Origin of the sequence: Sandaracinobacter neustonicus, from assembly GCF_006385875.1 — a bacterium.
GTDB lineage: Bacteria > Pseudomonadota > Alphaproteobacteria > Sphingomonadales > Sphingomonadaceae > Sandaracinobacteroides > Sandaracinobacteroides neustonicus.
Genome location: NZ_VFSU01000002.1, coordinates 39,824 through 51,343 on the forward strand (window position 1 = coordinate 39,824; position 11,520 = coordinate 51,343).

Sequence of the window (11,520 nt, forward strand, 5' to 3'; positions counted from 1 at the left end):
CTCCGCCCCTCACACCCTCCGCTCTTTCCACCCCAGCAGCCGCAGCGCGTTCAGCACCACCAGCAGGGTGGAGCCTTCGTGCAGCGCCACCGCCGGGCCGATTCCCAGCCCCATTATGGTGGCGGGTACCAGCAGGGCGACCACGCCGAGGCTGACGAACAGGTTCTGCCGGATGATGCTGCGGGTGTGGCGGCTGAGGCCGACGGCGAATGGCAGGTGGGAGAGGTCGTCTGCCATCAGCGCGACGTCGGCGGTTTCCAGCGCCACGTCGGATCCGGCCGCGCCCATGGCGATGCCGACGCTGGCGTTGGCCATGGCGGGGGCATCGTTCACGCCGTCTCCCACCATCGCCACCAGCCCCTCGCCGCGCAGCTTGCGGATGGCGTCCACCTTATCCTCGGGCATCAGGTCGCCCCAGGCTTCGTCCAGCCCGACATCCTTCGCGATGCTTTCGGCGACTCTCTGATGATCGCCGGAGATCATGATCATGCGGCGGATGCCGATCTTGCGCAGCCGTTCCAGCGCGGCGCGGGCTTCGGGGCGCGGCGTGTCCATCAGGCCGATCGCGCCCAGATCGCGGGTGCCATGGCGCACCACCATGCTGGTCTGCCCGGCCTCGCGCAGCGTGGCGATGGCCTGTTGCATTTCGAGCGAGAGCGGCGGGATGTCGCCCGCGCCGAACATCTCAGCCTTGCCGATCAGCACCGGCTCGCCCGCCACCTCGGCGGAGACGCCCTGCCCGGTGAGGCTGCGCAGATTGGCGGCGGCGGGGATCGCCGCGCCCGCCAGCCGCGCCCGCCCGTCCGCCGCGATGGCGCGGGCGAGCGGATGGTCCGACAATTGCTCGACGGCGACGGCGACGGCCAGCAGCTGCTCCTCGGCGACGCCGGGGGCGGGCAGCACGGAGCGGATATGCGGTTCGCCCACTGTCAGCGTGCCGGTCTTGTCGAAGGCGATGGCGTCCAGCGCGCCAAGCAATTCCAGCGGCGCGCCGCCTTTCACCAGCACGCCGCCGCGCGCCGCCCGCGCCACACCGGAGAGCACGGCGCTGGGCGTGGCGATGGCCAGCGCGCAGGGGCTGGCGGCCACCAGCACCGCCATCGCCCGGTAGAAGCTGTCGCGGAAAGGCTCATCCACCACCACCCATGCGAACAGCAGCAGCACCGCCAGCGCCAGCACGGCGGGCACGAAGATGCGCTCAAACCGGTCCGTGAAGCGCTGCGTGGGGGAGCGGCGGGTTTCCGCCTCTGCCACCAGCCGCACCACGCGGGCGAGGGTGGATTCGCTGGCCTTGCGGGAGACTTCGATTTCCAGCGCGCCGCTGCCGTTGATGGTGCCCGCGAACACCCGGCTTTGGCCGGCCACCAGATCGGGCTTCGCGCGCGCCAGCGCGGCGTCTTCCACCGGCCGCTTGTCCACGGGGATGCTTTCGCCCGTGACCGGGGCCTGATTCACGGCGGAGTGCCCGTTCACCACGAAGCCGTCGGCGGCCAGCCGCTCGTCCGGCCGGACGACGATGATGTCGCCCACCTCCAGCTCCGCCACGGGCAGTTCCAGCAGCTCCGTGCCGCGCTTCACCATCGCCGTTTCCGGGGCCAGCTTTGCCAGCGCCTCGATGGCGGTGCGGGCCTTGCCCATCGCATAATGTTCCAGTGCATGGCCAAGGCTGAACAGGAACAGCAGCAGCGCCCCTTCCGCCCATGCCCCCAGCGCGGCAGCCCCGGCGGCGGCCACCAGCATTAGCGTGTCGATCTCGAACCGCTTCAGCCTGAGATTATCGAGCGCCTCTCGCAGGGTGAAGAAGCCGCCGAACAGGTAAGCGCCGATATAGCAGGCGATGGGCAGCCAGCCGGGTGCTGCGGGCAGCAGCTTTTCGATCATGAAGCCCGCGATCAGCAGCGCCCCGCAAGCCAGCGCGAAGATCAGTTCGCCGGCGGAACCGAAGATGCCGCCATGATCGTGGCTGTGGCCATGGTCGCCACCCTTATGCTCGGCATGGCCGTGCGGGCCATGATCATGCCCTTCATGCCCGTCCGCCGGGGCGATCTCTGCCACGTCGTGCACGTCCAGCCGGGCCAGTTCGTCGCGGATCACCGGCTCAGAGGTGATGCGGCGGTCATATTCGATGCTCAGCGCACCCGCGCCATTGGCGTTGGCTTCCAAAATGCCGGGGCGCTCGCGCAAGCTGTCGGCGATGGTGCGGGCGCGGCGCGGGTGCAGCGGGCCTTTCATCTGCCACAGCAGATGGCCCACCCGGTGCGTCACCTCCGCGCCTGCCGCCTCCGCCAGTTCGCGGATGCGCGACAGGCCGATGCCGTCCGGATCATAATGGATGCACAGCAGCGCCCCGCCGCCGGGGGCGGTCGCCACATGCACATCCTCCACACCGCGATGGCCTTTCAGCTCCGCGATCAGCCGGCCCACGCAGGCGTCCGCCGCGTCGGACACCTCTGGCAGCAGCACGGGAATGTCGATCTTCAGTCTGTCCGTCATGGCCTGTTCCTGTTGCCGCCATAGGGGCGACTCGTTATGGCCGCCGCTATGGACCCTGTAGCCACTACAGGGTCAAGCGGCATGAAGGCAGGTGCCATAAAGATCGGCGAACTCGCCCGCGCGACGGGCACGAAGGTGGAAACCATCCGCTTTTACGAGAAGATCGGCCTGCTGGCCGAGCCTTCGCGCACGGAAGGCAATTACCGCGCCTATGGCCCCGCGCATCTGGGTCGGCTGTCGTTCATCCGCCGCTCGCGCGATCTTGGCTTTTCGCTGGATCAGGTGCGGGCGCTGCTGTCGCTGTCCGATGATCGCAACCAGCCCTGCGACGCCATCGACCTGATCGCGCGCGAACATCTGCGCGCGGTGGATGCGAAGATCGCCGACCTGATGGCGCTGAAGCAGGAACTGCAATCCATCGTCGGGCAAAGCCACAGCGGATCGGTTTCCACCTGTCGCATCGTCGAAGCGCTGGAGCCGCTGCCGCACTGACGGGCGCGGCGCTGAGCCTTTTGCACGGGCCATCGCAACCCTATCTGGGAACCCAAGCGGCGGCCTCGTTCACGAAGGCCGCCTTCGGAGACCTGATATGAGCAAGAAAATTCTCGGCCGTTACGGCAACAATCGCGGCCATTGGGTGGGCGATGGGTTCCCGGTCCGCTCGCTCTTTTCCTACAACAGCCTTGGGCTGCGCATCAGCCCGTTCCTGCTGCTGGATTATGGCGGCCCGCATTATTTCGAACCCACCAGCGAACGGCGCGGCGTGGGCCAGCATCCGCACCGGGGCTTCGAAACCGTGACCATCGTTTATGATGGCATGGTGGAGCATAAGGATTCCGCCGGAAACGGCGGCATCATCGGCCCCGGCGATGTCCAGTGGATGACGGCGGGCGGCGGCATCCTGCACGAGGAATATCATGCCCCGGCCTTCGCCAGAACCGGCGGGCCGTTCCGCATGGTGCAGCTGTGGGTGAACCTGCCCGCGAAGGACAAGATGGCCCCCGGCGGCTATCAGGGCATCACCTCCGCCGACATTCCGGTGGCGGACCTGCCCGGCAGCGCGGGCACGGCGCGGATCATTGCGGGTGAGCTGAACGGCACCAAAGGCCCGGCGAAGACCTTCACGCCGATCAACGTCTGGGATCTGCGGCTCACGCCGGATTCGGATCTGCGGCTGGAGCTGCCCGAGGGGCATAATGCGATGCTTGTCGTGCTGTCCGGGCATATCTCCGTGTCCGGCGCGGATGGCGCGCGGGCGGAAGCGGGAGAGGCGGAAGTGCTGCTGCTGAGCCGCGAAGGCGCAGGCATCGACATCCACGCCAACGGCGACACCACCCTGCTGGTACTGACCGGCGAGCCGATCGACGAGCCCATCGTCGGCTATGGCCCGTTCGCGATGAACAGCGAGGCGGAAATCCGCCAGGCCGTGGATGACTTCAACAGCGGTAAGTTCGCCGCCGCTGCCTAACAGAACGGCCCGGCCCCCGCACACCCACGGGGGCCGGGCTTTTCGCGTTGGTCGGGGCCGGTCAGGCCTCTGGGCCGCCCCGTTCAAGCCCGAAGCGGGGCTGTTGAAGTGACCGGCAGCGTCTGAACACAAGGCAGCTTCCGGTCTTTCAATCACCGTTGGCGTCCACACGGTTCGTGTCGCTATAAGCCGACCGAAACCAAGTCAGATGAAGCGACACATGGCCCGCAAGCGTTCGAAACACGATCCCTATGATCATCTGCCGCCCGAAGACGAGGCGGCGGCAGCGCCCCTGCTCTGCTGGCTTTGCGGCCGGCCGACCGGCAAGACCATTGTCTGGCACCATCCCGTGCCCAAAAGTCGCGGGGGTCGCGATGTCGTGCCGATGCACGGCATCTGCCAGCAGACGCTGATCAGCAATTTCACCAATTCCGAACTGCAGCGCCACGGGATGGATGTGGCGGGCCTGCTGGACAATCCGAACGTGCGCAAATTCGTGGATTGGGTGGCGAACAAGGATCCGGACTTCACCGCGACCATTGCGAAGAAGCAGCGCTGAAGGCCCTGCTTTCGTGACTGGCTCACCTCCCTCCATTCGCGTCGCCGCGCTGTATAAATTCGCCCGGCTGAACGATTGCGACGCGGTTCGCCGCAAACTGGCGCGCGTGTGCGACGCCGGGGGCGTGCGGGGTACGCTGCTGCTCGCGGGCGAGGGGATCAACGGCACGATCGCCGGATCGGAGCATGGAATCGAAAACGTCCTTGCCTTCATCCGCGGCCTGCCGGGGTTCGGCGACCTGGAGGTCAAATACGCAGCCGCTGAGACGATGCCATTCCATCGCATGAAGGTTCGGCTGAAGCGCGAGATCGTGACGATGGGCCAGCCTGGGATCGATCCGCTGACGGGGGCTGGGCATTATGTGTCGCCGCAGAACTGGAACGCCCTCATCAGCGAGCCGGGGACGATCGTGATCGACACGCGCAACGATTATGAAGTCGCGGTCGGCAGCTTTGCCGGTGCGATCGACCCGAAGACAGCCAGCTTCCGCGATTTTCCCGCATGGTTCCGCGCCGAACGCGAGCGGCTGCTGGGATCGGGCCGTCCGCCGAAAATCGCGATGTTCTGCACCGGCGGCATCCGCTGCGAGAAATCGACGGCCTTCCTGAAGGCCGAGGGCATCGAGGAGGTTTATCACCTGCAGGGCGGAATCCTGAAATATCTGGAGACCGTCCCTGCCGAACAGAGCCTGTGGGAAGGGGAATGCTTCGTGTTCGACCAGCGCGTCGCGGTCGGCCATGGGCTGGAAGCCGGGACGCATGTGCTCTGTCACGCTTGTCGTCGGCCGGTGAGCAGCGCGGATCAGGCATCGCCGCTCTACGTCTCCGGCGTCAGCTGCCCGGCCTGCCATGCGGTGCGCACGGAAGCCCAGCGCGCAGGCTATGCCGAACGCGACCGGCAGGAACAACTCGCCAAAGCGCGCGGCACGGCGCATATCGGTGCCCGCGCGGAAGGGCTGGCAACACGCCAGACAGCAAATCGCAAGCTCGTTTCGCAGTGACGCTCGCTGCAAATAATCGACTGCTCTTGTTGTGAAAGCCGAAGGTCGGCTCTGCCGCCGACTTGCACGCCTGCAACGCCGCACCGGGCGGCGGCACTGGGCGGCAGAACCCGGCTTCGGGCGATGATGGAAACCTGCGCTTCGCTGTTCCGGCTGGAGGAGATCGGGGACGCCAGCCGCCTGACGACGGCTGGTGCCCCCAGGCGAACGATCGCTCTCAATCTCCGATAGCGAGCTGCACATTTCGCAGCGATGGTCTGGCCCTCAGTTCATGGTGGATATTGCCAGTCGTCGCCGACGCGTCACGAGACCGATGGCACCGAAGCCGATGACGAGCATCGCCCAACTGGCCGGCTCGGGAACGGCGTTGAAGGCCGCGCCATCCAGTGCCCACTGGCCGACTGCTTTGCCGGTTGCGAGGCCCGCCTCATTGTCGAAGCGATAGTGGATACCGCCCCACAGCCGGCTGTCCGCGGCGTCCTGCGCGGCGTCCGCAAGGCTGTCGAAGCTGCGGGTATAGGCACCAATCGTGAAGGTGAACGGCTGGTCGTCTCCGAACAGGCTGGCAAGCACGGTGGCAGCTGCACCCGACTGGGTCGAGTGGGTGGAGATATAGCTCGGGTGGTTCGGCGCCGGGAATAGCGAGTTCCACGACGGGTCGGCTTCGGTCAGCGCGTTGCCGTCGATGTCGGCCATTCGGATCGCGGTCACGGGGCGCCAGAGATCATATTCGTATTTTGCGTCGAAGCCGGCGATGAGCGCATCGGCAATGCTGGTGGAAAGAAGTGCGAAGGCGCGGGCGTAGCCAAGCGTGGTGAGCCCTTCGTCCTCCGCAACGATAAGGCCGACGCGCATCCAGGGGGTGGCGTTGGACGAACTCCAGAACCAGGCGCTGTCGGTCTGGTCAGCGGTGCGCGTCAGGCTGCCTAACGAGCCGATCTCCTTCACCTCGTTGAAGGCGGCGGCATATTCGGCGCTGTCGAGCGCCGGAGGGGGACCGGCACGAAACTGATCGCCCGAGGTGAGGTTGAAGGGATCGACGTCGCCCCAGTGCGGAAGCGCCGCCGGAAGATTGCCGGGCGGGGTCGGCTGCCAGTCGCCCGGGTCGCTTCCCGGAACCCACGGCGCACCGGGTGCGGAACCGTCCCCCACACGTTTTGCAAGGATCGCGCTGGCATGTGCGCTTCCGTTGGCGATGCCGGCAGCCTTGGCCGGGCCGTCAGGTATGAGCGCAAGGCTGCTGGCCAGCGCCGCTGCATAGGTTGGCGCGTTGGCGGGATTCAACGCCACCAGCACATCATGCGCGGCCTGCGAGGCGGCAGCGCGCGGATCGCCGCCACTGCCGGACACGCCCGACAGGTAGGACTTGTTCTTGTAGCCGCTGGCGGCGTTGACCGCATCGTGCATGGCAATGTTGGCAATGGCATAGATGCGCGCCTGCACCGGTGCTCCGCCGGGCACATGGGTGATCATCAGATCGTTCCAATACAGAACGGGATCATCGTCGATGGTGATTTCCGCGAGCGCCGGCGTCGCGAGGGTGGCCAGAAGAATTGCGGTCGAAAGGCGGGTGAGCATCGGATCACTCCTGTGCCGGCAGCCGGCCCCCAGTGGCGGCTGCCAGATGGCCAAGAGGCACGAACGGCCCTGTAAACCCCATTTGCGGGACTGATTTTGTGCTGATTAAAGGCTGATTTCCCCTGTGGTCGGCACTCAGCGCGTCAGCGAGATGTCCGGTCGGGTGCCTGTTTCCCGCCAATAGTCGTCAAGCCCGATGCGGCGGATCAGGGCCTGATGCCGGGGGTCTCGTCGAAGCAGCGCAGCCTTTTCGGAAAAGAAGATCGACGTCTTGCGGCGGTCATAGCTGCCCGGCGGCGGCCAGCCCCGGCCGCCAAAGAAGAAGCTTTCGAGGATGGCAAAGCACGGATCGACAGCACCGAAAACACAAAGATAGGCGATAGCGGAAATGTAGCTGATGTTTGGCGCATCCACGATGGCCTGAACGAGGCCGGTGCGGTCAGCCGCCGGATCTTCGACGGCCTTCGCGATCCGGCTGAGGAAGGCATAGTCCGGCGGCGGCTGGTCCGGAAACAGCGCCGGACGCGCGCTTGTATCTTCGACGAGTGCGACCGCCTCCGCCGACCGGCCGGTGGTCAGCAGAAAATCGAAGCGGGTCTGCCATGATGGAAAGCTCTTCGGCCACAGGCGCAGCGCGTCGTCGAGCCGCGTGTCCGCCTCAACCAGCTCACCTGCACCCCACAGCCCCCAGGCCAGCATCATCTGGTTTGCGGGGTGATAGGGCTCGATCGCCAGCGCGCGCCGGAAATGGACGATTGCCTCGCGCCAGCGGCCGGTGTCGCACAGCAGCCAGCCGAGCGCACTTTCATATTCACCCGAAGCTGCGGGGGCCTTCAGCGCCAACAGCGCCCGTTCGTTTGCAGCCCAGTTGCGGAAGTTCGGGCGGATGGTGGCAAGCGCAAGGCGCGCGTTGAAATTGGCCGGATCGATCTGCAAGGCCCGTCGGGCGGCACTTTCGGCCCATGCTGCGACGGAAACAATCTGGTGCTGCTCCACGGAATCGAGTGTTTTCTGGCGCGCCAGGGCCAGCGCGCCCCAGGCTTCGGCGGAACCGGGATCGACCTCGGTCGCGCGCACAAGATAGGCGATCGACTGGCCTGAGGATTCGGGAAGCCCGGTAAGTTCCGCTTCATGGGCCTTGACGATCAACTGTTCGGCTTCGCTCAAATGCGCGTCAGGGGGATTGCCAAGGCGCCATATGGCGGCACCGCCAATCGCCGCGATCGCAAAGGCTCCAGCACCGACGAGAAAGCCGCGGCGATCCTTTTCCTGTGCAGGGTCGGGCGGAGGCGCAGGTTGGGGAACAGGTTCGCTGCCCTCGGAATATGTGTCTTCGGCACCCTCCGCCTTCAACAGGTAACCAACCTTGGTGACGGTATGCACCTCGAACCCGCCGAGGTTTGCGGACAGTGCGCGGATACGCGAAATAACGCGCTGGATGGCGTTATCGGCAACAATGCGACCGTCCCAGCAGCGTTCCACCAGATCGTCTCGACTGACAACACAGCCGTCTGCCTCTGCGAGCGCGACAAGCACCATCATGACGCGCGATTCGACCTGACGCGTTACCTTCCCGCGCCTGATGGTCAGCCGCGAGGGATCAAAAAACACATCCCCCAGCGAGAAGGCCGGCTCGTCGGCGAGTGAAATCCGCTCGTTCGATATCAGCCGGCGCAGCATCGACAGGCCTCCCGATTGGGACTTCCATAGCGCAGTTCGGGGCCCTGCGGAAAGCTTGTTGTACCCGGCCGTCAAGCGATTTCGGAGCGTTGAGGGTGCAGGGAGAAACCCATCGCTCTTGAAGTTGGTGCCGGGCATTCCGGTTTCGGCTGCCGCCTATCAGGCCGTAAACTCATAAATTGCCTCCCTCGTGATGGCCCGGAGAGGTCGGGGTTTGGCAGCCCGGTGGCGCGCTCAGTTCGCTTGCCAACTATCGTCAGATAGCTGGTCTCAGCTCCCGTACGGCCCGGTTCTCATCTTCGTCCGCTTCGGCCGCCAGCAGCCGAAATCGATGGATTCAGCTGTGGGGGCATGGCCTCCCAGTGCATGTTGTGTGGCTGATGGTCCACGCAGCATGAAAGGTTATGCGCAGGGTGCGGGCGCTATGCTGGGCCAACATCAGGCCTATGCTGAACCGCAAGCGCCGATCCGTCTTTAGCGCTTTCCTCCAAGAGCCCGTTTGAGAACTGTCCGGGTCGGTCCTGCGGGTCTTTTCCGCGCCTGCCACGTCGCGGGAACGTGCCACGATGCCCCGGCATCGCGGTATTCCCCGCTCCTTGCAGGCACGAAAAACCCAGCGCAGGCCCTCAACCGCCCAATTCCCAAACGGGCTCTAACTCAACTCCATCCGCATCTGGTTAAGACATAGTGATTTTGTAGATTAGTAGATGGCGATACTGACGGATACCCGCGCCGAATAGTTCACGTCGCTGTTGCGTGTCTTGTCTGCGCCGATACCGACCTTCCACGAATAATCCCAGCTGCCGCCCTTCACCCGGGCTTCTCCCAGCCAGCTGCTATCCAGACCGTCCGGATTGATGGTGAAGGTCTCGCCATCTTCAAAATTGGCCCGCGTGCTGCCCAGCCCGCCGGCCAGCACGCTGCGCCGCCCGCCTTCCAGCTCGAACGCCAGACCATGATAATCCTTGCGCGGCGGTCCGATAACGTAAGACAGGGCAAGGGTCGTCGAAGCGCTGAGGGCGCTGCTGTTGCGCCTGCCGACCGTCAGGTCGATCGCTTCTCCGCCGCCGGATTCGGTGTATCCGGTTTCACTCAGGCGGAACCATTCCAGCCCCAGTTTCGGGCGGATGGTAAAGCGTTCCGACGGCTCGATATCATAGGATGCGCCTCCCATGCCGGAGACCAGCCAGCCCTTCCATTTGCCGGAGGTGGAGTAGCTGAAATCGCTGTCGTCGGCGGTGCCGTCTACCGTGCGCGAGCCGGAGAAGGAGCCGTGGGCCGCACCCAGCCTGGCATAGGCATAGAAGGGGCCTTCGCGGCCCGTCCGCCAAAATGCGCCAATATCATGCTGCGAAGCATTGATTTTCCCCGTGCCGCCATTGTTGTTGATGCTGCTGGCCAGGAAGGCATAGGAGCCGCCGATGTAGCCGATATCGGTCACCCACTCGAACCCGCCGGACAGCCCCCAGCCGCTCGACTTGTAGCTGTTGGTTCCCGTCGCATGGCGATTGCTGCGCCAGTAGACAGGCTCCAGCCAAAAGCCCATGTCGCCCGTCTCGGTCGTGGAAAATTCCGAGTCACGGTCCATCACATGCCGTGAAACAAGCCGCGTGCCGCGCGTGACAGCGTCGAATACGGCACCGCTATGGTCTGGCAACATTTGTGCGATGAGCGTTTGCAGCGTGTCCCCATCCATGATGTCGAGGAAGCTCTGCGAAATGACGTCGTCGGTCAGCGCCGCGGTCAGAATGGCGTCATATCCGCTTGCGGCCGCGCTTGTCAGCCCGACCTCGCTCGAGGTCTTGCGGCGGATCACAAGCGTCAGGTCGGTTTCGGTCGCGGTCACCGAACCCGCGAACACATATGGAAGCTGGGTGGCGGCTTCATCGAACTCCGGATTCCCGTCGATGTTGGCCGCGCTCAGGATAACATAGCTGCCTTCGGCGCCCTGCAGCGAGTTGATCTTTGCCGAGATGGTGGCGCCGCTATCGAACGAGGCGATGCCCGCATAGATGTGGGAACTGGTGCCCGTCTGGCCATCGATATAGGCGGTAAGCGTGCCGTCTGCCTTTCAATTACCCACAAGTGGTCGCGAGCGTGATTCCGTTGGCCGCATGAGCATTGCCCGTCTGGAATCAAGCATGATTCATTCCCTGGCACCTGAATCGGTTGGCGGGGTGCAACGTGGAGACGTCCGTTTTCGATGCGGCAGGATGGGCTGACGGGGAAGTCGATCCCGCCGCCTTTCGTGATAAGCGACTGGGCGAACGGCTTCGAACGATGCTTAAGCAGATGGCAGGAGCGATTGGCGCACCGATACCGATGGCGTGTCAAGACTGGGCCAATACAAAGGCGGCCTACCGTTTTTTGTCTAATGGCTCGGTGAACGAGGGAGACATACTTGCCGGGCATTTTCAGGCGACACGGACACGCGCGGCGGCGCTTGAGGGGTTCATCCTGGTTTTACAGGACACCACCGAATTCTCCTATCAAAGGCGCAATCCTGAAACGATTGGCGCCATCGGGCTTGCGCCGAGCCGGCGTGATGAGAATGGTCGGCTTCGGCTTCATACGGTCTGCGGCCTGCTCATGCACTCCAGCCTTGCGATCACGACTGAGGGATTGCCACTGGGTCTGACAGCGGCGAAATTCTGGACCCGCACCAAGTTCAAGGGCGCCAACGCGTTGAAGCGGCGGATCAATCCCACGCGCGTGCCGATCCAGGAGAAGGAGAGCTACCGC

General features: G+C 64.8%; 9 protein-coding genes. 5 read left to right on the forward strand and 4 right to left on the reverse strand.

Features of this window, described 5'->3' with window-relative positions; translation table 11 throughout:
* Window positions 1-9: 9 nt before the first annotated feature.
* Window positions 10-2,493 (reverse strand): heavy metal translocating P-type ATPase, encoded by a 2,484-nt coding sequence (locus tag FJQ54_RS00295; protein WP_140926212.1) that lies wholly within the window; start codon window positions 2,491-2,493, stop codon window positions 10-12.
* A gap of 81 nt (window positions 2,494-2,574) precedes the next feature.
* On the opposite strand from FJQ54_RS00295, the gene FJQ54_RS00300 reads away from it, so the two are divergent.
* The 4 genes from FJQ54_RS00300 (at window position 2,575) to trhO (ending at window position 5,520) form a co-directional block, all read left to right on the forward strand.
* A complete protein-coding gene (locus tag FJQ54_RS00300) occupies window positions 2,575-2,985 on the forward strand; it encodes a MerR family transcriptional regulator (protein ID WP_140926214.1) in 411 nt (136 codons plus the stop codon).
* Between the two features lie 97 nt (window positions 2,986-3,082).
* Window positions 3,083-3,961 carry a pirin family protein gene (locus FJQ54_RS00305; RefSeq protein WP_140926216.1) on the forward strand — a complete coding sequence of 293 codons (879 nt, stop codon included), beginning with the start codon at window positions 3,083-3,085 and terminating at the stop codon, window positions 3,959-3,961.
* A gap of 220 nt (window positions 3,962-4,181) precedes the next feature.
* Window positions 4,182-4,520, forward strand: coding sequence for a hypothetical protein (locus tag FJQ54_RS00310; RefSeq protein WP_140926230.1), 339 nt, complete (start codon window positions 4,182-4,184; stop codon window positions 4,518-4,520).
* A gap of 13 nt (window positions 4,521-4,533) precedes the next feature.
* Entirely contained in the window at window positions 4,534-5,520 is a 987-nt protein-coding gene (gene trhO, locus FJQ54_RS00315; protein ID WP_235890244.1) for an oxygen-dependent tRNA uridine(34) hydroxylase TrhO, read from the forward strand.
* A 264-nt stretch (window positions 5,521-5,784) separates the two neighbouring features.
* On the opposite strand, the gene FJQ54_RS17660 is transcribed toward trhO, so the two are convergent.
* The 3 genes from FJQ54_RS17660 to FJQ54_RS00330 all read right to left on the reverse strand — a co-directional run bounded on the left by FJQ54_RS17660 (window position 5,785) and on the right by FJQ54_RS00330 (window position 10,624).
* Window positions 5,785-7,098, reverse strand: a complete 1,314-nt coding sequence (locus tag FJQ54_RS17660) for a PEPxxWA-CTERM sorting domain-containing protein (protein ID WP_140926232.1) — start codon at window positions 7,096-7,098, stop codon at window positions 5,785-5,787.
* A 135-nt stretch (window positions 7,099-7,233) separates the two neighbouring features.
* Window positions 7,234-8,916 carry a winged helix-turn-helix domain-containing protein gene (locus FJQ54_RS00325; protein ID WP_140926220.1) on the reverse strand — a complete coding sequence of 561 codons (1,683 nt, stop codon included), beginning with the start codon at window positions 8,914-8,916 and terminating at the stop codon, window positions 7,234-7,236.
* A 562-nt stretch (window positions 8,917-9,478) separates the two neighbouring features.
* Complete coding sequence (locus tag FJQ54_RS00330) at window positions 9,479-10,624, reverse strand: autotransporter outer membrane beta-barrel domain-containing protein (protein ID WP_140926222.1); 1,146 nt, start codon at window positions 10,622-10,624, stop codon at window positions 9,479-9,481.
* A gap of 338 nt (window positions 10,625-10,962) precedes the next feature.
* Between FJQ54_RS00330 and FJQ54_RS00335 the strand changes: the two genes are divergently transcribed.
* Window positions 10,963-11,520, forward strand: a 558-nt coding sequence (locus FJQ54_RS00335; protein ID WP_181159922.1) for an IS4/Tn5 family transposase DNA-binding protein, incomplete at its 3' end; no start/stop codon positions are given.